General features: G+C 67.9%; 22 protein-coding genes. 7 read left to right on the forward strand and 15 right to left on the reverse strand.

Going from position 1 to position 22255, the window contains the following annotated elements; all coding sequences use genetic code 11:
* Positions 1-26: 26 nt before the first annotated feature.
* The 3 genes from ACTXG9_RS11215 to ACTXG9_RS11225 are packed head-to-tail and all read right to left on the reverse strand — an operon-like array spanning position 27 to position 2435.
* On the reverse strand, positions 27-677 hold the full coding sequence (locus ACTXG9_RS11215) for a hypothetical protein (RefSeq protein WP_031270168.1): 651 nt from the start codon (positions 675-677) through the stop codon (positions 27-29).
* Positions 677-1855: a glutathionylspermidine synthase family protein gene (locus tag ACTXG9_RS11220; RefSeq protein WP_021203332.1), complete on the reverse strand. Its 1179-nt coding sequence runs from the start codon at positions 1853-1855 to the stop codon at positions 677-679. Before ACTXG9_RS11220 ends, ACTXG9_RS11215 begins: the two co-directional genes overlap by 1 nt.
* Before the next feature lie 7 nt (positions 1856-1862).
* Positions 1863-2435 carry a DUF1190 domain-containing protein gene (locus ACTXG9_RS11225; RefSeq protein WP_021203331.1) on the reverse strand — a complete coding sequence of 191 codons (573 nt, stop codon included), beginning with the start codon at positions 2433-2435 and terminating at the stop codon, positions 1863-1865.
* A 467-nt stretch (positions 2436-2902) separates the two neighbouring features.
* Between ACTXG9_RS11225 and ilvD the strand changes: the two genes are divergently transcribed.
* Positions 2903-4741: a dihydroxy-acid dehydratase gene (gene ilvD, locus ACTXG9_RS11230; RefSeq protein ID WP_021203330.1), complete on the forward strand. Its 1839-nt coding sequence runs from the start codon at positions 2903-2905 to the stop codon at positions 4739-4741.
* A gap of 61 nt (positions 4742-4802) precedes the next feature.
* Positions 4803-5411, forward strand: coding sequence for a hypothetical protein (locus tag ACTXG9_RS11235; protein ID WP_021203329.1), 609 nt, complete (start codon positions 4803-4805; stop codon positions 5409-5411).
* A 39-nt stretch (positions 5412-5450) separates the two neighbouring features.
* On the opposite strand, the gene dinG is transcribed toward ACTXG9_RS11235, so the two are convergent.
* The 3 genes from dinG to aroE form a co-directional block, all read right to left on the reverse strand.
* On the reverse strand, positions 5451-7526 hold the full coding sequence (gene dinG / locus ACTXG9_RS11240) for an ATP-dependent DNA helicase DinG (RefSeq protein WP_181451894.1): 2076 nt from the start codon (positions 7524-7526) through the stop codon (positions 5451-5453).
* 182 nt (positions 7527-7708) lie between these two features.
* Positions 7709-8062 carry a hypothetical protein gene (locus tag ACTXG9_RS11245; RefSeq protein ID WP_456115703.1) on the reverse strand — a complete coding sequence of 118 codons (354 nt, stop codon included), beginning with the start codon at positions 8060-8062 and terminating at the stop codon, positions 7709-7711.
* A 3-nt stretch (positions 8063-8065) separates the two neighbouring features.
* Positions 8066-8911: a shikimate dehydrogenase gene (gene aroE, locus ACTXG9_RS11250; RefSeq protein ID WP_456115702.1), complete on the reverse strand. Its 846-nt coding sequence runs from the start codon at positions 8909-8911 to the stop codon at positions 8066-8068.
* Positions 8912-8959: 48 nt separating this feature from the next.
* Here aroE and ACTXG9_RS11255 point away from each other — a divergent pair, with 48 nt between their 5' ends.
* Positions 8960-9832, forward strand: coding sequence for a TolB-like translocation protein (locus ACTXG9_RS11255; protein WP_021203325.1), 873 nt, complete (start codon positions 8960-8962; stop codon positions 9830-9832).
* 148 nt (positions 9833-9980) lie between these two features.
* Here ACTXG9_RS11255 and ACTXG9_RS11260 read toward each other — a convergent pair whose 3' ends face one another.
* The 4 genes from ACTXG9_RS11260 to ACTXG9_RS11275 form a co-directional block, all read right to left on the reverse strand.
* Positions 9981-10250 (reverse strand): hypothetical protein, encoded by a 270-nt coding sequence (locus ACTXG9_RS11260; protein WP_019661663.1) that lies wholly within the window; start codon positions 10248-10250, stop codon positions 9981-9983.
* A gap of 30 nt (positions 10251-10280) precedes the next feature.
* On the reverse strand, positions 10281-11270 hold the full coding sequence (gene hemB, locus ACTXG9_RS11265) for a porphobilinogen synthase (RefSeq protein ID WP_006400669.1): 990 nt from the start codon (positions 11268-11270) through the stop codon (positions 10281-10283).
* Between the two features lie 19 nt (positions 11271-11289).
* The gene (locus ACTXG9_RS11270; RefSeq protein WP_456115701.1) at positions 11290-12207 is read right to left on the reverse strand and encodes a bestrophin family protein; all 918 of its coding nucleotides are present in this window, start codon (positions 12205-12207) and stop codon (positions 11290-11292) included.
* A 122-nt stretch (positions 12208-12329) separates the two neighbouring features.
* The gene (locus ACTXG9_RS11275) at positions 12330-12578 is read right to left on the reverse strand and encodes a hypothetical protein (RefSeq protein ID WP_006475755.1); all 249 of its coding nucleotides are present in this window, start codon (positions 12576-12578) and stop codon (positions 12330-12332) included.
* A 184-nt stretch (positions 12579-12762) separates the two neighbouring features.
* On the opposite strand from ACTXG9_RS11275, the gene ACTXG9_RS11280 reads away from it, so the two are divergent.
* Complete coding sequence (locus ACTXG9_RS11280) at positions 12763-13221, forward strand: hypothetical protein (protein ID WP_010482223.1); 459 nt, start codon at positions 12763-12765, stop codon at positions 13219-13221.
* Positions 13222-13305: 84 nt separating this feature from the next.
* On the opposite strand, the gene ACTXG9_RS11285 is transcribed toward ACTXG9_RS11280, so the two are convergent.
* The 4 genes from ACTXG9_RS11285 to ACTXG9_RS11300 form a co-directional block, all read right to left on the reverse strand.
* Positions 13306-15108 carry a DUF885 domain-containing protein gene (locus ACTXG9_RS11285; protein ID WP_111099156.1) on the reverse strand — a complete coding sequence of 601 codons (1803 nt, stop codon included), beginning with the start codon at positions 15106-15108 and terminating at the stop codon, positions 13306-13308.
* A 236-nt stretch (positions 15109-15344) separates the two neighbouring features.
* Positions 15345-15860: a cytochrome c oxidase assembly factor Coa1 family protein gene (locus tag ACTXG9_RS11290; RefSeq protein WP_019661666.1), complete on the reverse strand. Its 516-nt coding sequence runs from the start codon at positions 15858-15860 to the stop codon at positions 15345-15347.
* A gap of 25 nt (positions 15861-15885) precedes the next feature.
* A complete protein-coding gene (locus tag ACTXG9_RS11295; protein ID WP_111103938.1) occupies positions 15886-18111 on the reverse strand; it encodes a S9 family peptidase in 2226 nt (741 codons plus the stop codon).
* 186 nt (positions 18112-18297) lie between these two features.
* The gene (locus tag ACTXG9_RS11300; RefSeq protein WP_197575325.1) at positions 18298-18987 is read right to left on the reverse strand and encodes a glutathione binding-like protein; all 690 of its coding nucleotides are present in this window, start codon (positions 18985-18987) and stop codon (positions 18298-18300) included.
* A 110-nt stretch (positions 18988-19097) separates the two neighbouring features.
* Between ACTXG9_RS11300 and ACTXG9_RS11305 the strand changes: the two genes are divergently transcribed.
* A complete protein-coding gene (locus ACTXG9_RS11305; RefSeq protein WP_019661669.1) occupies positions 19098-19739 on the forward strand; it encodes a TIGR00645 family protein in 642 nt (213 codons plus the stop codon).
* 201 nt (positions 19740-19940) lie between these two features.
* On the forward strand, positions 19941-20942 hold the full coding sequence (locus ACTXG9_RS11310; RefSeq protein ID WP_019661670.1) for an energy transducer TonB: 1002 nt from the start codon (positions 19941-19943) through the stop codon (positions 20940-20942).
* Between the two features lie 83 nt (positions 20943-21025).
* On the opposite strand, the gene ACTXG9_RS11315 is transcribed toward ACTXG9_RS11310, so the two are convergent.
* Complete coding sequence (locus tag ACTXG9_RS11315; RefSeq protein WP_021203321.1) at positions 21026-21280, reverse strand: hypothetical protein; 255 nt, start codon at positions 21278-21280, stop codon at positions 21026-21028.
* A 78-nt stretch (positions 21281-21358) separates the two neighbouring features.
* Here ACTXG9_RS11315 and ACTXG9_RS11320 point away from each other — a divergent pair, with 78 nt between their 5' ends.
* Complete coding sequence (locus tag ACTXG9_RS11320) at positions 21359-22156, forward strand: helix-turn-helix domain-containing protein (protein ID WP_111103940.1); 798 nt, start codon at positions 21359-21361, stop codon at positions 22154-22156.
* Positions 22157-22255: the final 99 nt, after the last annotated feature.

Raw genomic sequence — 22255 nt, forward strand, 5'->3', positions numbered from 1 at the left:
AGCCGAGCCCACGCTCGGCTGCCGTATCAGCGCTCACCCAACAACCGCCGCTGCAACCGCTCCACCGCACGCTGCAGCAGCACCCGGTTGCGGGCCAGCTTCATCCACTGCGGCAGGCGCGAGAACATGGATCGGTGATGGCCGCGGCTTTCGCGCAACGTCGCGCCCGCGTATTCGTGCAGTGCCTGCAGATGTTCAGCGTTATAGGCCCAGAGCAGGCCCGCGCGGGTCGGTTCGACCAGGCGCAGCGGCAATCCGAAGTGCGGATCGGCAGGCTCGGCGTCACGCAACGGACGCACCGCGACCGAAACATCGGTACTGCGATCACATTGCGCACATCGAGCAGCGAAGCACGCCGGTGCAGGCACTCCGGCGGGAGCCCGGCGACGCACATGCAGCCACTGATACCCACAGAATCCACAAGGTTGGCGGCCCAGCATGTAGACCGCACCGACCCAGTCACCACTATCCAACGCAGAACTGCAGCCGGTGCAGCGGAAACGCGCGGTCCATCGATAGGGTTTCCAGCTGGCGATAACCCAACCGGAGGTGTCGCAGCGATGGCAACGCACCGCGACGCGGTCCGCGAATGCCTGCAGGCTGCGCCCGTCATCGAAATGCCGACCCGGCACGGGCGTGGCACGCCCATGCCGGCCAGGCCAGCGCTGCACCGTCATCAGACGTAGATCCGCGTCGGTGCCTCATCTACGATCGCGTGCGGCACGAAGCGCGCACTGTCGCGGGTGATCGCGCTGTCGTCCTCGCGGATGCCGATGCCGCAGGCGTGGTCACCGATCACCCAGCTGCCGATCAGCGGATAGCCGCCTTCGAAGCGGGTCAGCGGATGTGCGCGCTGGATGATCGCCGGGCCATCGTAGGGACCGTCGCTGCGCTGGGTGCTGCCATCGGCCAGATGCATCTCGATGTTGGCGCCCTCGCGCGAGAACAGCGGCTTGCGCACCCAGCCCGACGGCAGCGTGCTGCCGTCATCGAAGTGAGCCTCCAGCAGGTTCGGATGGCCCACGTTGCGCTGCCACAGCAGCGGCAGGATGCCCTTGTTGCTCAGCACCGCCTTCCAGGCCGGTTCCAGCAGCTGCACGCCGGAACCGGGCAGCGCGCGGCCAAACTCTTCAGCCATCAGGTCTTCCAACGGGTACAGCTTGAACAGCGTGCCGATCACCGAATCATCCAGCGCGGTGAAGCGGCCGTCCTCGGACAGGCCGATATCCTCGATGGCGATGGCCTGGCCATGCAGACCGGCCTGCGAGGCGCAGTCGCGCAGGTAATCGACAGTGCCACGGTCTTCTTCGGAGCTGCCCACCGCGCTGAAGAACAGCGGCGGCGGCAGCTGCGTGGCCAGTTCGCCGAAGCGCTCGACCAGCGCCTCATGGATCGCATTGAACTGGTCGGCATGCTGCGGCAGGCGGCCGGCGTTGCGCTGGTCTTCCAGCCACTGCCACTGGAAGAAGCTGGCCTCGAACAGCGAGGTCGGCGTGTCGTAATTCAGCTCGTACAGCTTGGCCGGGCCGGTGCCGTCGTAGGCCAGGTCCAGGCGCCCGTACAGGTGCGGCTGGCGCTGGCGCCAGCTGTCGGCGATCCAGTCGCGGTAATGCGACGGAATCGCCAGCTGGTCCATCAGGCGCTCGCTGGCGATGACATCACCGACCAGGTCCAGCGCCATCTGGTGCAGCTCGGCGCTGGGGTCTTCGATGTCCTGTTCGATCTGGCGCAGGGTGAACGCGTAGTACGCGCGTTCATCCCAGTACGGCTGGCCATCGATGGTATGGAAACGGAAACCCGCTTCCTCCGCGCGTGCCCGCCACTGGGCACGCTCGGCAATCCGGATACGCTGCATGGGTCGATCAGCCGCCGTAGCTGCCGCTGCTGCTGCGGCGCGCGCTGGTGTTGCCGAAGCCACCACGGCTGGCAGTGACCGCACGGTTCGGCTCGCTGGTGACCGGCGCCAGGCCGGCCTTGCCGGCACCGATGCCGCTGGCGGTGTTCAGGCCGCCGGTGCCGCCCGGTGCCGGGCGCGCCCAGCCAGCGTTCTTGTCCTGGTAAGCCGGTGACGACGCCGGCGCCTGCGGGGCGAGGCCGCCGCGGTTGCTCAGCATCTGCGACATGAAGAAGCCCATCATCATCGGGCCGATGAACGAGGTGCCGGCCGAGGTGTGCTGCTGCACGCACTGTTCCGGCTTGTAGTCCTTCTCGCAGGCTTCCTTGCTGGCGTACTTCGGTGCCGCATCGGCGGCCTGCTTCTGCGCTTCGGCAAAGGCATTGCGGCACGACGACGGATCACCGGTGGCCTCGGTGCAGGCCTCCACCGAGGTGTACAGGCCTTCCTGCACCTTCACCTCCGGCTCCTTCTGGCAGGCGGTGAACAGCAGCGGCGCGGCGCTCATAAGCAGCAGCGCGGTGGTGCGGGAACGTTTCATGGCCTCATGCCCTGTCGACGGATCAATGCCCCAATGATGCCAAATCCGGGCCAGCAACCGGAATCGGCAAAGTGCGAAAGATGAACGGCCTTTCATTTTCGTCGTTCCCCATCATCCGCGCATGACGTGGATCCACCGGTGTCGACCAAGGTCGACACCTACCAACAGCCGCAGGAAACGTCGAAGGCGGGGTGGGTCCGTTTTCAGGGGGCCAGATCAGTGAGCCGCATGGATGCGGCGACCAAGCCCCCATGGACGGGTTAACGGCGTCCCCTGCCACCGGACCCACCCCGCCATCCCACGGATAGGCCAGCTGTTGCTGTTGAGGTTGCCGGCCAGCGGCCGGCACTACCGCGGGTGCCGGGCGCAGTCCGGCCGGACCACCTCCGGTGGTTGCAGCAGCAACCGAAAAAATTGGCCATGATCGGCTGACCCCCACGTCGTACGGCACGCCCGTTCCGCCCGCCATGCCCGAATACCGTTCCCGCACTTCCACCGCCGGCCGCAACATGGCCGGCGCCCGCGCCCTGTGGCGTGCCACCGGCATGAAAGACGGCGACTTCCACAAGCCGATCATCGCCATCGCCAACTCCTTCACCCAGTTCGTGCCCGGCCACGTGCACCTGAAGGATCTTGGCCAGCTGGTCGCGCATGAGATCGAACAGGTCGGCGGTGTCGCCAAGGAATTCAACACCATCGCCGTGGACGACGGCATCGCGATGGGCCACGACGGCATGCTGTACTCGCTGCCCAGCCGCGAGATCATCGCCGACGCCGTGGAGTACATGGTCAACGCGCACTGCGCCGACGCGCTGGTGTGCATCAGCAACTGTGACAAGATCACCCCTGGCATGCTGATGGCCGCGCTGCGCCTGAACATCCCGGTGGTGTTCGTCTCCGGCGGGCCGATGGAAGCGGGCAAGACCAGGCTGTCCGAGCACAAGCTGGACCTGGTCGACGCGATGGTGGTGGCCGCCGATGACAGCGCCTCCGACGAGAAGGTGGCCGCGTTCGAGCGCAGCGCCTGTCCCACCTGCGGCTCCTGCTCGGGCATGTTCACCGCCAACTCGATGAACTGCCTGACCGAAGCGCTGGGCCTGTCGCTGCCCGGCAACGGCACTACGCTGGCCACCCATGCCGACCGCGAGGCGCTGTTCCGCCGCGCCGGCCGCCTGATCGTCGAGCTCTGCCATCGCTGGTACGGCGGCGAAGACCCGAGCGCGCTGCCGCGCGGGATCGCCACCCAGGCCGCGTTCGCCAACGCGATGACCCTGGACATCGCCATGGGCGGCTCCACCAACACCATCCTGCATCTGCTGGCCGCAGCGCAGGAAGCGGAGGTCGACTTCGACCTGACCCACATCGACGCGCTGTCGCGACGCGTCCCGCAGCTGTGCAAGGTGGCGCCGAACACACCGAAGTACCACATCGAGGACGTGCACCGCGCCGGCGGCGTGTTCGGCATCCTCGGTGAACTGGATCGCGCCGGCCTGCTCGATACCACAGTGCCGACCGTGCACAGCGCCAGCCTGGCCGACGCACTGAAACGCTGGGACGTGGTGCGCAGTGACAACGACACCCTGCACACCTTCTTCAAGGCCGGCCCAGCCGGCATTCCCACCCAGGAGGCCTTCAGCCAGGCCACGCGCTGGCCGACGCTGGACCTGGACCGCGCCGGGGGCTGCATCCGTTCGCTGCAACATGCGTATTCGCTGGAGGGCGGCCTCGCGGTGCTGCGCGGCAACCTGGCTGTCGATGGCTGCGTGGTGAAAACCGCCGGCGTGGACGAATCGATCCATGTGTTCGAAGGCCCCGCGCGCGTCTATGAAAGCCAGGACGCCGCCGTCGCCGGCATCCTCGCCGACGAGGTGCAGCCGGGCGAGGTGGTGGTGATCCGCTACGAAGGGCCGAAGGGCGGCCCGGGCATGCAGGAGATGCTGTACCCGACCAGCTACCTGAAATCGAAGGGGCTGGGCAAGCAGTGCGCGCTGCTCACCGACGGCCGCTTCTCCGGCGGCACCTCGGGCCTGTCGATCGGCCACGTCTCGCCGGAAGCCGCCAGCGGCGGCACGATCGGCCTGGTGGAAGACGGCGACCGCATCCGCATCGACATTCCCGCCCGCCGCATCGACCTGCTGCTGGATGAGGCCACGCTGGCCCAACGCCGCGCCGACGCCGATGCGAGCGGCTGGAAGCCACGCGCACCACGCCCACGCAAGGTCACCAGCGCGTTGAAGGCTTACGCCCTGCTCGCCACCAGCGCCGACAAGGGTGCCGTACGCAACACCGCCCTGCTCGGCGATTGACCGCCATACGGTCGTGATCCGTTATGGTGGCCAGGAGGTCACCAACACGGAGGTTGAGAGGATGTTGCTTTCCTTTGCGCTGGCCGCTGCCATGGCCACGTCAGCAGAACCGCCAGAAGCGCCCGATTGCCGCTACGACCGTGCAGCGATGCTGGCGATGGAACCGGCTGCGTTCGATCAGGACCTGGAAGGTGGCTGGCGCACGCTGGCCGACCGTGGCTGTACCCGCGAAGCTGCCGATCTGCTGTCCGCCTACGGCGCACTGCCCAAGGCAGCAGGCAATGCCATCATCACGTGGCACGAGGGCCAGCTTCGCGCGGAGCTGGGGCAGACCGCAAAGGCGATCATGCTGATGGAACGCAGCCACAAGCCGGTGAACGGAGGCGACCCGGGATACTGGAATGCCTATGTGGATGGCATGGTTGCGTTCCTGCGCCAGGACCGCAGCGCCCTTGAAAAGGCTCGTGCGAGGCTGCTCGCGATACCGACGCCCACCATCATGGCGGAGAACATCAAGGACGGTCGCTACCACTTCACCACCGAGGGCGGGCAACGGGTGCAGATGCCGTGGCCGCCGAACCTGGACGTGCTTGATGGACTGCTGCGCTGCTTCGGCAAACCCTACGCGGAGGCCTATGGGCCAGGGTGCCGGAACCCGGAAAGCAGGTGAGGCTCTCCGCCGGGCATGTCCCAGCGCTACCGGTGCGTCTCAGCCGATCACGCGCTTGAACGGTGGCAGCGCGTCGATGATGCGCTTGCCGTAGCGGCGGGTCAGCAGCCGCGAATCGAGGATGATCACGCGGCCGGTGTCGGTGGAGGTGCGGATCAGGCGGCCGGCGAACTGGGTCAGCGTGCGCAGCGCATGCGGAATGGCGATCAGGTTGAAGGCATTCAACCCGCGCCCTTCGAACCACTCGCTGAGGGTGGCGGTCTGCGGGTCGGTCGGCACGGCGAACGGCACCTGGGTGATCACTACCGTGGTGCAGGCTTCGCCGGGCAGGTCGAGGCCTTCACCGAACGAGTTCAGTCCGAACAGCACCGAACCCTCGCCTGCGGCCACGCGGCGCAGGTGCTCGTCGATCAGCCGGGTCTTGGACATCTCGCCCTGCACCAGCACCTGCTTGCGGCGCGCGGCCGACATCAGCCCGACCACCTTCTCCATCTTCCAGCGCGAGGTGAACAGCACCATCGAACCCTTGGCCCAGTCCAGCTCGGTGTCCAGGTAGCGCGCCACTTCGCGGGGATGGCCTTCGCGATCGTCGGGGGTGACCGGAAACTTCGGCACGATCAGCTCGGCCTGGTTGGGCAGGTCGAACGGCGACGACAGCGAGACCATCTCGGCCTCTTCCGGAATGCCGTTGTCGATCGCCAGCGACTGGAAATCGCCACCGCCGGTCAGCGTCGCCGAGGTCATCACCACCGAGTCCACTTCATCCCACAGCAGCTTGCGCAGCACGTGCGCGGCCGACACCGGCGAGCCGTGCAGCACCAGGTCGCCGTCGCGAGTGGCGGTGACCCAGCGCGCCATCGGCGGCGCGCCGTCCTTGTCCTCGCGGCGCCAGGCCTGCCACAGGTTGTACTGCTGCTCGATCATCTCCAGCGCCATGCCCAGGTTGCGCTGCAGGCGCTCGCGTGCGGCATCGTCCGGCTTGCCCTTGGCCACCTGCGCGGTGGCGGCATGCGCCCAGTTGTAGAGGCTGCGGGTATCGTCGGCCAGCGCCTCGATCGGCTCGCGCCAGGCCTCGGGCAGTCGCCCATTGGCCGCGCGCCACATCGGCTCTTCGTCCGCCGGCGCCGGCATCCACACGCGCTCGATATGATCGCGGAACGCGCGCAACTGCTTGGCCACGTTGCTGGCCACTTCGATCGCTTCGTTCGGCAGCAGGTTGCCGAGCCGGTCCTTGTCGACCGCGCGGTAGGCACCGGCGATCAGGATCTGCAGGCGGCCGGTACGCTTGGCCATTTCATCCAGCGCCAGGCTGGCCGCACCCTGGTCGATGGCCACGTTGCCGATGTGATGGCCTTCGTCCAGCACCAGCAGCATGTCCGACGGCGGCGCAATCAACGGCTGGCCGTTGTCGCTGTCACCGATCGACAACGCCGACAGCAGCAGCGCGTGGTTGGTGACCACGATCTGCGCATCGCGCACGGTATTGCGCGAGCGCAGCACCGCGCACTGCGCCGAATACGCACAACGGCGCCCGGCGCAGCCCGAAGCCGGCGTGGTGATGCGGCTGCGCAGGCCGGGGCTGATGGTCTCCGGTGCGTTGTCGATATCGCCGTCCCAGCTGCCGCTGGTGAAGGCGTCGGTCAGGCGCTTGGCGATGTCCATCTCGATCGGCGCCAGCGGCCGGTCGAACAGCGGCGCGTCATCCTCGAACATGCCGCCCTGCGAGCCCTCGCCCTGCGCCTCGGCGGCATTGCGCGTGCACAGGTAGCGGGTACGGCCCTTGGCCAGCGCCACGGTCGCCTCCAGGCCGGTGGCCTTGAGGAAGTTGGGAATGTCGCGCTCGACCAGCTGCGACTGCAGCGCCACGGTGCCGGTGCTGATCACCAGCTTCTTCCTGGTGGCCAGCGCGATCGGTACACCTGCGGTGAGGTAGCCCAGGCTCTTGCCGACGCCGGTGGGCGCCTCGACCACGCCGACGCCGCCACTTTTCGACAGCGCACGCGACACCACGCCGATCATCTGGCTCTGCGAGCGGCGGGTGGAGAAGCCGGGGGTATTGGCCTGCAGCGTGGTGTACGCCTTGCGGATCGCGTCCTTCAAGGCGTCATCGAGCATGCGCGGAGCGGCGACGGTTTCGGTCACGCCGGGAACTACCGTAGCTGGATCAGGCCGGTCATTGTCGCATGGCCGGCCACGACCGCCGCCGCTGCCTGCCTGAACAAGCCAGCGACGACACCCGGCGGCCGGATGAACACGCCGGACGCTGCTGGGGACAGACCAGGGCCGTCACCGGGAGGTCACTGCACCACGTTGCCACGCAGCCGCAGCAGGCGCACCAGCGCCCACACCAGCAGCACCACGCCGATGGCCTCAACCATTGCCAGCGCGAAGTGCAGCACGCCGAGGATGGTGCCCATGCCCGACACAGCGCCGAAGTTGCCGCTGCTGACCAGCCACATCGGCAGGATGCCCGCTGCCAGGCCGCCGAGACTGGACAGCAGCAACAGCAGCAGGCCGGCCAGGGCGCCGGTGCGGGTGGCATCGCGCGGCGCGCCGACCACCCAGACCAGGCCGATGCACAGCGCGATCAGCACCGGCAGGCGCACGCCCACCATGCTCAGCACGGTCACCAGCAGGGTTGTGCCGTCCATCGATCAGTCCTCGCCGGCCAGCACGGCCGTGCCCTGCCGCAGCGACTGGTAGACCTCATCGGTCTGCGGGCGCACGCCATGCCACTGCAGGAAGCTCTCGGCGGCCTGTTCGACCAGCATGCCCAGCCCATCCACGGTATTGCGGCAGTTGGACGCGCGTGCCCAGGCCAGGAAGGCGATGGCAGCCTCGCCGTAGTTGAGGTCGACGGCGGTGGTCATCGAGTTGACCAGCGACAGCGGCAGCTTGAACTCGACGTCGCGGTCGCGGCCGGCCGAGGTGGCATTGACGATCAGCTCGAAGTCACCCAGATCACGCAGGTCTTCCCAGTAGCGGCTGATCGCGCGGCCCGGTTCGCCCATCGCGTCGATCAGTTCATCGGCGCGTTCCGGTGTGCGGTTGACCACCACCAGCTCGGTGATGCCGGCATCGAGCAGCGCCGGCGCGACGCTGCGCGCGGAACCGCCGGCGCCGATCAGCAGCACGCGGCGGCCACGCAGGTCCAGGCCATGGCGGTCGGTCAGGTCACGCACCAGGCCGATGCCATCGGTGGTATCGCCGTGCCAGCGGTCGCCCTTGCGCAGCAGCGTGTTGACCGAGCCGGCGCGGCGCGCGCGCGCGGTCAGGGTGGTGCACACCGAGAACGCGGCTTCCTTGTGCGGCGAGGTGACGTTGGCACCGACACCGCCTTCGGCGGCGAAGGCTTCCAGGCCGGCCAGGAACGCATCAGGGGCCAGGTCGATTGCACGGTAGTCGATGCTGATGCCTTCCTGGCGACCGAACGTCGCGTGGATCTGCGGCGACTTCGAGTGGGCAACGGGGTGTCCGAAGACGGCGTAACGGTCGGTCATGGAATCCTCAAGCTGGCTAGACTGATGCTCTTTCGTGCACGGACCCGGATGATGCGCATCACCCCGCCCCTGCTGGTGCTTGCCGCCAGTCTACTCTCTGCCCCCGTGGCGATGGCGTTGAACGAGTACGGCATCGAAGGCATGGGCGTGGTCTCCACCCGTGCCGACGAGGGCCGCGCCACGATCAGTCCCGATGGCCAGCGCATCGTCTTTGCCCGCCGCGGTGAGGCTGGCTGGGGCCTGTGGGAGGCGCGCGTGGTCGGCGGCCGCTGGCAGCAGGCGCAGGCCCTGCCGGTAGGCGTGGCCGGTGAGGTCCGTGATCCCTACTTCAGCCGTGACGGCCGCTGGCTGCTGTTCGCGGCCGGCCGCGAGGGCAGGCTGGCGCTGTACCGCGCCGCACTCTCCGCCGATGGCCAGCTGGGCAAGGCGCAGCCTTTGGCGGGCGACGGTGACCGCCGCGAAGAGCGCGGACCAGCCCTGAGCGTGGATGGCAAGCGGCTGTTGTTCGCCCGCCAGCAGGGGCGTGGTGCCGGCTGGGACCTGCTCGTGGCGACGCTGGACGCGCAGGGCGTGCGTGGCCCGGCAACCGCACTGACCACCTTGAACAGCGGCGACGACGAGACCGACGGCGACTGGCTGGGCAACGACGGCGCGGTGGTGTTCAGCCGCGGCAGCGGCACGACCGCACAGGTGTGGAGCAGCGGCTGCGCGTGGAGTGGCGCGGCCCTGCAGCCGTTGGGACTGTCGTTCAACCAGACCGGCGGCTGGACCGGCGCGCCGGTGATCGACAACGCCAAGCCGGGCGAGATGCTGGTGGCCAGCAGCGCGGCGAAGGCGCCGCGCGCCGGTGGCGTGGACGTGTACCGCTTGGCGGTGCCGAAGGTGGCGGCGGTGGCCGGGTGCGTGCCAGGCGCGCGGTAACGGCAGACGCCAACCAAGGTTGGCGACTACCAGGGCGATGGAGGTGCCAGGTGCGTGCGATAGATCCACGCGATGCGTAGATGATCGCGGGGTAGGTGCCGACCTTGGTCGGCACGCCAAGGTGCCAACCAAGGTTGGCACCCACCCGTCAGCGAGACAACACCTTGGCGCGCTGCTGCTCGTACTCCAGCTCACTCAGCTGGCCGTTGTCCTTGCGCTGGTTCAACGCGGCCAGCTCGGCCTGCACGCTGTCCGGCAGCGCCTGCTCACGGGCCACGTGGCGGGCAGCGGAGAGCTGTTCCGGCGGGCGCTTGCCGGCCCGCCAGGCGGCGATGAAGACACCGACGATGATGGCGCCGAACACCAGTGTTCCGGTGCCCCAGATCAGCCATTGCATCCATCCCAGTTCGGGTGCCATCGCAGTCCTCCGTCTATTGTGTCGCTATTGTCAGCGCTCGCGCAGCCATCGCGCCACCTGCGGCGCGAAATAGGTCAGTACGCCGTCGGCACCGGCCCGCTTGAAGCCCAGCAGCGACTCCAGCACGCAGGCGCGTTCGTCCAGCCAGCCGTTGGCGAAGGCGGCCTTCATCATCGCGTACTCGCCACTCACCTGATAGGCGAAGGTCGGCACACCGAATGTCTCCTTCACCCGGCGCACCAGGTCCAGGTACGGCATGCCCGGCTTGACCATCACCATGTCGGCGCCCTCTTCCAGGTCCAGCGCGATCTCGCGCAGGGCCTCGTCGCCGTTGGCCGGGTCCATCTGGTAGGTCTTCTTGTCGGCCTTGCCGAGGCTGGCCGCGCTACCCACCGCATCACGGAACGGGCCGTAGAACGCCGAGGCGTACTTGGCCGAGTAGGCCATGATGCGCACGTTGATGTGGTTGTCGGCATCCAGCGCACGGCGGATCGCGCCGATGCGGCCGTCCATCATGTCCGACGGCGAGACGATGTCGACCCCGGCTTCGGCGTGCGACACCGACTGCTTGACCAGCGCTTCCACGGTGATGTCGTTCAGCACGTAGCCCTTGTCATCGATGATGCCGTCCTGGCCGTGGGTGGTGTACGGGTCCAGCGCCACGTCGGTCATCACGCCCAGCTCCGGGAAGCGCGACTTCAGCGCGCGGATCGCACGCTGCGCCAGGCCGTCCTCGGCCCAGGCGGCCGATGCATCCAGCGACTTCAGCGACGGGTCGATCACCGGGAACAGGTCGATCACCGGAATGCCCAGCTCCAGCGCCTCTTCGGCAACCTTCAGCAGTTCTTCGATCGACAGCCGCTCCACGCCCGGCATCGACGGCACTGCGGTGCGGCCGGCCAGTTCGTGCACGAACACCGGGTAGATCAGGTCGTCGGTGGTCAGCGTGTTCTCGCGCATCAGGCGGCGCGAGAACTCGTCGTGGCGCATGCGGCGCGGGCGGTACAGCGGGTGGGACATGGCAGGCTCCGAGGAGTGGCTATTGCAACAGGTAGCCCTGCGGCAGCAGGGGTTCGGGCAACGGGCGTTCGCCGAGCGCATCGAGCTGGTCGATCTCGATCGTGCGCACCAGCGCGTCCAGCGGCAGATCGTTCGGCTCAAGGCCGAAGGGGTCTTCCATTTCTTCGCCCAGCTGGTCCAGGCCGAAGAAGGCATAGGCCAGCACCGCCGACAGCACCGGCGTGCCCCAGCCCAGCGAACTGGCCAGGCCGAACGGCAGCAGCACGCAGAACATCCACGCGCAGCGGTGCAGCAGCAGGGTGTAGGCGAACCGCAGCGGCGTGGTGAGGATGCGCTCGCAGCCGGCCTGGATCGACGACATCGCGTGCAGGCGCTCTTCCAGCTGGGTGTAGAGGATCGGATCGAGCTCACCGCTGCGCAGCGCCTGGGCCAGTTCGGCGGCGATCATCGCCAGCAGCGCGTCGGGCACGTTCTCGCGCTGGCCCAGCTGTTCGCGCTGGCGCTTGTCCAGCCACGGCAGGGCCATCAGCGCCACGATGCGCCCACGCAGGCGCCCGGCCAGGGCGTGGGCGAACGCGGTGGTGACGTAGGCGATGCGGCGACGGCGGCCGGTGTCATCGGCCAGCAGCAGGTTCACCTGGCGGGCCAGCGAACGCGATTCGTAGACCAGCTGGCCCCACAGCTTGCGGCCTTCCCACCAGCGCTCGTAGCAGGCGCTGTTGCGGAAGCTGAGGAAGATCGACAGCACCAAGCCGAGCAGCGTGAACGGCGTGACCGACACGCGTTCGATGCCGGTCGGCGGCGCCAGTTCCACCACCGCAGCCACGGCGATGGACAGGATCAGGATGGCCAGCACCTTGGGCGCGATCGCTTTGACGATCGAACCGCGCAGGATGTACAGCAGTTGCCAGCCGTGGGGGCGGGGTCGGATGATCATGGGGCAGCCGCGCCGGGCGCGGATTCACAGGCACGCGGGGGGCTCGCGCAGCCATTCATTGTACGCCCCCGCCCGGCCATCGGCCGTGCGCCTGCGACGCCCTGTCGCACCCGGGCGCGGGCTCAGATGACGCCACCACCCAGGCCGAGGCGGAGGATGCCCACCACCACCACGATGCCGTTCAGGACCAGGCCGGCCCAGGCCCGGCCACGCTTGCTCGGGTGGGTGAACAGGATGCCCAGCGCGGCGATGACCGCGCCCACCGCAGCGAACGGGATAAGGAACCAGTTGCCCCAGCCGAGCAGTGGAATCAGCGCCAGGATCATCCACAACAGCGCCAGTACGCCCCACAACAGACTGATCACGCCCATGCCACTCTCCCGCAGTTGGTTCCTGCCCCAACCATAGACGTTCCCGCTGCCGTCGCCTACTGCCGTTGGCGGGGCTGTCACCCCCGGCGTGCTAGCGTGCTGACGTGCGTGCCCTGGCCCGGGTGTTGGCGCCGATTCAGAGTGGCCCGCCGATGATCGCAACCAGTCCTACAGGGGTCGTGCCATGAACATCCGTTGGGCCGCGTTGGCGGCCATCCTGCTGGTCGCCGCCGGCTGTGCCAGCACCTCCAAGGTGATGCTGGGCCGCGCCCGCGCACCCATCGATCCGGCACTGGTGCAGATCTATTCGACGCCTCCGGCCGGTTCCCAGGAAATCGCCCAGCTGGAATCGGCGTCCGCCGTCGGCTTCGGCACACAGGGCCAGACCGATGCCGCCGTGGCACGCCTGAAGCGTGAGGCCGCCGCGCTGGGCGCCAATGGCGTGGTGCTGATGGGCGTGGGCAGCAGTGGCTCGCCGGTGGGCATGTCGGTGGGCGCCGGCACGTTCGGCTCGCATGTGGGTGGCGGCGTCGGCATCGGTATTCCGACCACGCAGAAGCGCGCCGCCGGCGTCGCGATCTGGGTGCCGAATCCGGCACCGCCGGCGCGATTGCCGACACAGGTGATTACCCCGCAGCGGTGAGGCGGCAGCGTCACCGCGGGTAGCGCCGGGCCATGCCCGGCGTCTCTCCCGCTGCGCTCGCCGGGCATGGCCCGGCGCTACCGATTATTTCTGCCGGTACTTCGGCACGAACACCTTGTTCACCGCATCAGCCAGCTGGTCCGGCGGCAGCAGGCCCTGGTCGAGCAGGAAGTTGTTGAACGCAAGGCGGTCGAACTTCGCACCCAGTGCCAGCTCGGTCTGCATGCGCAGTTCCAGGATGCGGGTGTAGCCGTAGAAGTAGCTGCCGGCCTGGCCCGGCATGCGCACCATGTAGCGATCCAGTTCCTGGGTGGCCATTGCCTTGGACAGGCCGACCTGCTCCATCAGCACGCGCTCGCCGTTGGCGCGGTCGGTCAGGCCCAGGTTGAGCATCGGGTCCAGCATCGCGCGCGCGGCGCGCAGCAGGCGGAACTGCAGGGCGATCATCTGACCGTCCAGCGGTTCGTAGGGCACCATCTCGGCCTCGGCATACAGTGCCCAGCCTTCCACGTTCACCGAATTGAACGCGAACATGGTGCGTGCCAGCGACACGCCACGCTCGACCATCGCGGTGAACTGGAGCTCGTGGCCGGGGCGGCCTTCATGCGCGCTCAGCGTCCATGCTGCCGCACCGAAGTTGAAGTCGTCGTACTGCGCGCCCGGGCCCGCTGCCGGGTTGCCCAGCGGCAGCACGAAGGTGCCCTGCTGCCCGGTGTTGTTGACCAGCGGCGCCGGCAGGAAATGCGGCGCGGGACTGGCCGCGCTCTCGGCGGCCGAACCCAGGCGCATCTGCATGGCGCGCTGGGGCACGTCGACGATGGCATGCTCGCGGATCAGCGGATCGATCGCGTCGATCACCTTGCGGTAGTGGCCTTCCAGATGGTCGTCGGCGATCTTGTCGGCCTTCAGCGCGCGGATCACCGCCACCGGGTCGCTCGGGTCGGCCACCTTCAGGCCCTTGTCCTTCACCACCAGCGGCGCCAGCTGCTGCATCGCCGAGCGGGTTTCCATGAACTCCAGCTGCGCGCGCTGCATCAGCAGCTTCGGGTCGATGTCGATGCCGACCTGCTTGAGCTGGTAGGCGTACAGCGGCGCTGGCAGGCGCGCATCGGTGCGTGCCTTCGGCAGCACGTCCTTGCGGGTCCAGGCGGCGTAGTCCTTCATCTGCCCGGCCAGGGCCTTCATTGCTTCATCGGTGCCGGCGATCTGGTACTTCTTCAGCAGCGACTCGATGCCGGTGATGTAGGTCTCGACGTTGTCCAGCGACTGCTGCACTTCGATCTTGGTCGGCTGCAGCAGGCTGGTGTCCTTCAGGCGCTCTTCGTAGCGCTGGCGGGCCAGCGTGGTGAAGGCGGTGCCGCCCGGCTGCAGGCCGGCATAGGCCTTGAGGCGGTCGATCGCCTTGGCCCGGCGCTCGGCCGGCACCTGGTCGGACAGCAGCAGGTTGAGGCCGCTGAACACGGTCTGCGGCGCATCACTCCACGGCAGCAGGTATTTCTCGTTGAGCTCGCTGCCTTCGATGTTCTGGCTGGCGGCGTGGATCATGATCTCCAGGTCCTGGCGGACGTTGGAATCCTTTTCGGTGGCCAGCTTTGCCTTGAGTTCATCGCGGGCTTTGGCCATGGCGGCGCGATAGCGCTTGCCGTTGTCCGGGCCAAGGTCTGCGACCTTGTCGTCGTAGCCGGGAACGCCGAAGAAGCCGGTTTCCTCCGGCTGGAACGGGCCTTGTGCATCAAGCAGGATCTGCGCCAGTGCATTGCTGCGGGCAACCCAGGCCGGGCTGGCCGGAGTAGTGGCCTTGGCAGCTGGCGCGGCCAGCGCTGGCGGTGCGGACAGCAACGGGGCGGCGGTCAGGGCCAGGGCAACTGCCAATGCAATCGGCTTCATGGTGCACTCCAGGACAGGGTTGCCCGCACCCTACGCGCTCACGGCGATGGCGACAATCGGCGGGAAGTCATGGCGGCTGGTTGTGCAGCCGGGGCTCCGCGGAAGCCTGCCGGCGTAGAGTCGACTGTCAGTCGACTATCGCGCGCAGCGCGGGGGTTTCGCTATCCGACCGAAGAGCAGTCGACTGACAGTCGACTCTACCCGGTCGACGTCCCGCAGTCGCCTGCCCGGGGAGGTCACAACGCGGCGGTCAGCGGGCATTCGCCGCGATCACGGCAAGCCTGCAGCTCGCACTCCTGCGCAGCCTCATCATCATCCAGCGCCGTCAGGTCGAAGGTCTGCTTGTCTTCGGCCAGCACGTACATCACCGGGTAGTCCCAGACATCGTCACGACGGATGCCCTGCACGAACAACCGCCCGCGTGCCTGCGGCCCTTCCAGCGCAACGGTCAGGCCAACGTCGCGCTGGCCGTTGATGGCGGTCTGCATGCTGCCCAGCGGCATCGATTCGATATGCAGCGGCTCGCCGAAGGCTTCCACCAGTTCGATGCTGCAGCCCGCGCGGCGCAACGCTTCGCGCATCGGTGGACTTTCGCGTGCCGCCTCGCTCCAGCGCAACAGGCTCCAGGTCACCACGCCACCGGCGCCACCCAGCACCAGCACCACCGTCAGCGGCATCGCCCAGCGCCAGTGGCGGCGCCACCATCCGGTGGACGTCTGGCGATGGGCGGGAATCGGCGGTGGCAGGGTCATCGGCGGGCTCCTTCCCGGTTGCGGATCAGGGTTTCAGGCAGCGTCCCAGGAAGGCTTCGGCCACGCGGTAGCGATGCAGGGCATCGGCGCCCGACAGGCCATGCTTGGCACCCGGGTAGGTCATCAGCTCGAACGGCTGTGCACGCTTCTGCAGCGCGCTCATCAGGCTGGTCGAGTTGGTGAACAGCACGTTGTCGTCGGCCATGCCGTGGATCAGCAGCAGCGGCGAGCGCAGGCCGTCGATATGGGTCAGCACGCGCGCTTCGCGATAACCGGCTTCATTGCGTGCCGGCAGATCCATGTAGCGTTCGGTGTAGTGGCTGTCGTACAGGCCCCAGTCGGTCACCGGCGCACCGGCCACTCCGCAGGCGTACTGGTTCGAGGCCTTGGCCAGCAGCATCAGGGTCATGTAACCGCCGTTGGACCAGCCCTGCACGCCAATGCGCGCCGGGTCCACCCACGGCTGCTGCTTGAGCCAGGCCACGCCGCGCAGCTGGTCGGTCACTTCCACCGTGCCCTGCTTCCCGTACAGCGCACCACCGAAGTCGCGGCCGCGACGCGGGGTGCCGCGGTTGTCCAGCGAGAACACCACGTAGCCCTGCTGGGCCAGGTACTGGTTGAACAGGTGATCACCGCGGCCGGGCCAGCTGTCGGTGACGGTCTGGCTGGCCGGGCCGCCATAGACATACACCGCCACCGGGTAGCGCTTGGACGGATCAAACCCGGCCGGCTTGATCAGGCTGTAGTTCAGTGGGGTCTTGCCATCGGCGGCGGTCAGCGTGCCGAACTCGACCGGGCGCTGCGCGTCGCGGTAGCGCGCATACGGGTGCCTGGGATCGGCCAGGTCGTTCTCCACCAGCGTAGCGATCTTCTCGCCATTGGCGCGGAACAGCTCGATCTGCGGCGGCGTGGTGCTGTTGGACCAGCTGTCGACATAGACGCTGGCATTGCGGGCGAACGTGGCGCTGTGCATGCCCGGTGCCTTGGACAGGCGCTGGGGCTCGCCGCCCTGCAGCGATACCGCGTAGATCTGGCTTTCGCGCGAGGTTTCGATGCCGGCGCGGAAGTAGGCCTTGCCGGCCTTCTCATCAACCGCCAGCAGTTCGTCCACCGGCCAGTTGCCGTGGGTCAGCGCGGTGGTCTTGCCCTTGCTGTCGATGCGGTACAGGTGCTGGAAGCCGGTACGCTCGGACGACCACAGCACGCTGCCGTCTTCCAGGAAGCGCAGGCTGTTATGCAGCGGCACCCAGGTCGGGCTGGTCTCGTGGGCGAGCACGCGCTGGCGGTTGGAGTCGAGCGCCACTTCCACCAGGTCCAGCTGCTTCTGGTCACGCGACTGGCGCTGGAAACTCAGGTGCTGCGGATCGCGCCAATCGACGCGGGCCAGGTAGATATCCTGTTCCCTGCCGAGGTCGACCCAGCGCGGCTGCGCATCGGCGGCCGGTGCGATCACGCCCAGCTGCACGCGCACGTTGGCGTCGCCGGCGGCCGGGTAACGCTGCTCGATCACGTCGGTGCGGTCGGCATAGACCTCGTAGCGCTTCTGTACCGGCACCGGCGATTCATCGATGCGGGCAAAGGCAATGGCCGAATCATCCGGCGCCCACCAGTAGCCGGTGTGGCGATCCATCTCCTCATCGGCGACGAACTCGGCCACGCCGTTGCCGATGGTGGTGCTGCCGTCGTGGGTCAGCTGCAGCTGCTTGCCATTGGCCAGGTCGATCACCCACAGGTTGCGGCCGCGGATGAAGCTGACGAAACCGCCCTTGGGCGACAGCTTGGCGTCGGTGGCGAAACCTTCACCGTGGGTCAGCTGGCGCACGGCCGCCTGGCCCTGCTGCTTGAGGTCGTACAGGTAGAGTTCGCCGCCCAGCGGGAACAGCAGGCGCTGCGCGTCCGGCGACCACTGGTAATCAACGATGCCGGTCATCGCGGCGATGCGCTGGCGCTCGCGGCGTGCCTTTTCCTCGTCGCTGAGGGTCTCGGTGCCGGGCAGCACCACCTTGGAATCAACCAGCAGCCGGGTCTGGCCGCTACCGATGTCGTAGGTCCACAGGTCCAGCTGGTTTCGGTCGCTGTCCTTGCCGCGCAGGAAGCTGACCTGCGATCCGTCCGGTGCCACCTTGGGCTTCATCAAGGTCGGGCCGGACAGCGGCAGCGGACCGGTGATGGCTTCCAGGGTCAGCTTTTCAGCGTGGGCAGCGGTTGTGGTGGCAAGCATGAGGGCGAGCGAAGCGAACAGGTGGCGCATGGAGGATCCCGGCAAACGGCAGGTCCGCCTCCACGCGGGGCGCGGGACGGTCGTCCCCCATCCTAACCAAGCCCGTGCGGGAAGGCAGCATGACCTTCTGCCCATAGCAGTGCGGACGAGTGCCGACCAAGGGTCGGCACCCACCACCCGTAGATCCACGTCACGCGTGAATGACGCCGTCCTGGTTCAACGCTGGCCGAACAGGTGCTTGCGCTCTTCGTCGCTGAGCGGCTTGCCGGCGTTGGGGTTCACCTGCTGGCGCAGGGCATAGGCGCGCTGGGTGGCCGGGCGTGCGGCAATCGCTTCATGCCAGCGCTTGAGGTTCGGGAACGCGGCGAAGTCCACCGGCAGCGTGTCGTAGGCGCCGACCCACGGGTAGCTGACCATGTCGGCGATGGTGTACTCATCGCCGGCCAGGAAGGCGTGCTGGGCCAGGCGCTTGTCCATCACCCCGTGCAGGCGGCGCACCTCGTTGTCGTAGCGCTCGATGGCATAGGGAATCTTCTCCGGCGCGTACACGTTGAAGTGGCCCATCTGGCCACTCATCGGGCCCAGGCCCGCCATCTGCCAGAACAGCCATTCCAGGGTGGTCACGCGGCCACGCGCGTCGCTGGGCAGGAAGCGGCCGGTCTTCTCGGCCAGGTACAGCAGGATCGCGCCGGACTCGAACACACTCTGGGGAGCACCGCCATCGGCCGGGGCATGGTCGACGATGGCCGGCATCTTGTTGTTCGGCGAGATGGCCAGGAATTCCGGCTTGAACTGGTCGCCCGAACCGATGTTGACCGGGTGGATGCGGTACTCCAGGCCGGCTTCCTCCAACAGCAGGGTCACTTTGTGGCCGTTCGGGGTGGGCCAGTAATACAGGTCGATCATGGCGGCGGCTCGGGGTGCGGAAAGGAACCTGAAGTCTAGTGCGTGAGTTGGGTTGGCACCGTCATGGCGGGCCGGTAACCTCGCGGCTCCCCCGAAACGCACTGTCCTGCATGAGCCACAGTCCTCGTCCCTTGTCCCCGTTGTCCTCGCTGATCTTCGCCTCGCGCTGGCTGCAGCTGCCGTTGTACCTGGGCCTGATCCTTGCCCAGTGCGTCTACGTGTTCCTGTTCGGCAAGGAACTGTGGCACCTGCTGTCCCACTCGGTGTCGATGGGCGAACAGCAGATCATGCTGATCGTGCTGGGCCTGATCGACGTGGTGATGATCTCCAACCTGCTGGTGATGGTGATCGTCGGCGGCTATGAAACCTTCGTCTCGCGCCTGCGCCTGGAAGGCCACCCGGACCAGCCGGAATGGCTGAGCCACGTCAACGCCAGCGTGCTGAAGGTGAAGCTGGCGATGGCGATCATCGGCATCTCCTCGATCCACCTGCTGAAGACCTTCATCGCCACCAGCGCGTTGAAGGGACTGCCGCTGTGCAAACCGGAACAATGGGCAGCGGCAGTGTCTTCGGCGTCGACCAGTTTCTACAACGCTGGCGTCGATACCTGCACGACCATGACCCAGGAAGGTGTGCTGTGGCAGACCATCATCCACTGCGTGTTCATCCTGTCGGCGATCGGCATCGCCTGGACCGACAAGCTGATGTCCAACGGCCACAGCAAGTCGCACGACAAGGCACACGACCACTGAGGTCGCCGCCGGCCACGACATGATCACTGCGGCCCCACCCGGCCACCACCCCTTGTGCGGGGCGGTGGCCGGGATGCTAGATTGCATCCTCGCCGTTGCCGGCGGTGGCGTCGGGAAACGCCACCCTGCCGCGCCTGGACCACGGGTCCCGGCCATGCATATCAATGATTTACGTCACGTCGTCTTCTAGAGGGGAGCAGGATGTCGCACGTCTCAACGATCACCGCCGCGCGCCGGTGGCTGCCGGTTGCTTTGGCACTGGCGCTGGCCGCCTGCTCGGGCAAGGAAGAATCCGCAGCACCGGCTCCGGCCGCCGCCCCCACCGCCGCTGCACCGGCCGCACCGGTGGTCGCCGCCAAGGTGCAGTCGATGGGCACCGAGCAGCTGCGTGAGTCGGCCAGCCAGGCCCTGCGCGAGAACCGCATGTACGCGCCGGCCGGCGACAATGCCATCGAGTACTACCTCGCCCTGCGCGACAAGACCCCGGACGACGCCTCGGTGAAGAGCGCGCTGACCGACCTGCTGCCCTACACCCTGATCGCCGCCGAGCAGCACCTGGGCCGCGAGGACTACACCGAAGCACAGCGCCTGGTGGCACTGATCGAGAAGGTGGATGCCTCCGCGCCCGCCCTGCCGCGCCTGAAGGACGGTCTGTCCAAGGGCGTGGAAAACGCGGCCAAGCGCACCGAGACCGAAGCGGAGAAGGCAAAGAAGGACGCCGAGGAGCGCAGCAAGCAGCAGATCGAACAGCAGCGCCTGGCCGAACAACGCGCCAAGGAAGCCGACGCGGCCAAGCAGATCGCTGCCCAGCAGGACGCCGCACGCCGCGACAACGAACGCCAGGAAGCCGAGCGCCAGGCCGCCGCACGCCGCGAAGCCGAACAGAAGCAGCAGCAGGCCGCGGCCCAGCAGGCCAGCGCGGCGCGCCAGGCCGCGGCTGCCGCCGCGCCCACCCTGCGCCCGATCAGTACGCCGGCGCCGCGCTATCCGGCCGAGGCACTGCGTTCGGGAACGTCGGGCGAAGTGCTGGTGGAGATCACGGTCGGTACCGACGGCTCGGTGGTCAACGCCCGCGTGCTGCGCGCAACCTCCGGCCGCACCTTCGACCGCGAAGCCCTGAACGCAGTCAAGCGCTGGCGCTTCGAGCCGGTCAGCGCGCCGGTCACCACCCGCCGCACCCTGGTGTTCGCGCCAGGCGGCTGACCGCAGAAAAGGGGACGGAGGGGATTAAGTCGTTTCCGCCCCAAAATGACCACACGGCCCGGCATCTCCGGGCCGTTTCCGCTTCAGGAGAGGCTGTCAATCAGGCCTTGCAGTGCCGGATCGCGCGCGGCCAGCACCTGGAACAGGCCCAGCGCATGCAGGCCCGGCAGCAGCCCACGCAGATCTGCTTCGGCGGTGGCGCGGGTGGCGTCATCGCTGGCGGGGTCCTGCCAGTCACGGACGCTGGCGAGGAAGGCGCCCACGCTGCCCTTGCGCACGGTGAGGCCGTTTACCTGCACGTCGTTCTGATGGTCGGGAAGAATGTCCTGGGGCTGCATCGGGGCGGCTCGTGTTGGAATGGGCGCCCAGTGTGGCGCGCGCGGATCGGCGCTTCTGCCGTATAACTGCCAATGGATATGGCAGATCAGACACCGACCGGCTTGATTGATCCGGCATTGGCGGACGCCGACGACGGCCCCATCGTGCTGGCCGGCCAGCTGCGCGTGCCCGGAAGGCGGCGCACCGCGCGCCACCAGCACGTGCGCGGCCAGTTGCTGGGTGCCCACCACGGCCTGCTGCGGATCGAGGCCGGCGACCTGCACTGGCTGCTGCCGGCGGGGCATGTTGCCTGGATACCGCCCTTGCTGCCCCACGCCCTGGTAGGGGCAGACGCATTCGATGGCTGGAGCCTGTACGTCCGCGCCGATGCCGGCCTGGATCTGCCGCCGCTGCCCCGCATTTTCCAACCCGACGTGCTGTTGCAGGCGGCGGTGACGCGGGCACTGCGCTGGCCGCATCAGGCACTGGACGCTGCGCAGGCACGCCTGGCCGGCGTCATCGCCGATGAGATCCGTGCCAGCATTCCCTTGCCACTTGCCCTGCCACAACCGCAGGATCGACGGTTGCGGCGGATCGCGGCGGCGCTGGCACGGTCGCCGGACGACCTTCGCAGCGTCGAAGCGTGGGCAGCCACCAGCGGACTGTCCAGCCGCAGTCTCGCCCGCCGTTGGCAGGCCGAAACTGGCATGACCTTGAGCCAGTGGCGGCAGCGCCTGCGCGTGCTGCTGTCACTGCCACGCCTGCTGGCAGGCGAGCCGGTGATCAGCGTTGCGCTGTCGATGGGCTACGACACGCCCAGTTCGTTCATCGCCGTGTTCAAGCGCGAGATGGGTGTGACGCCTGCGCGGTACGCAAAAGGGGACGGAGGGGATTAGGTCGCTTCTGACTCCTCCGATACGCCGGCGCGGCATTACCTGATGCCCCACGCCACGGTGCCGATGCCAGGCTGAGGCACCCTTCGACCTGGGAATCCC

The organism is Stenotrophomonas maltophilia group sp. LNF247 (genome assembly GCF_054083135.1).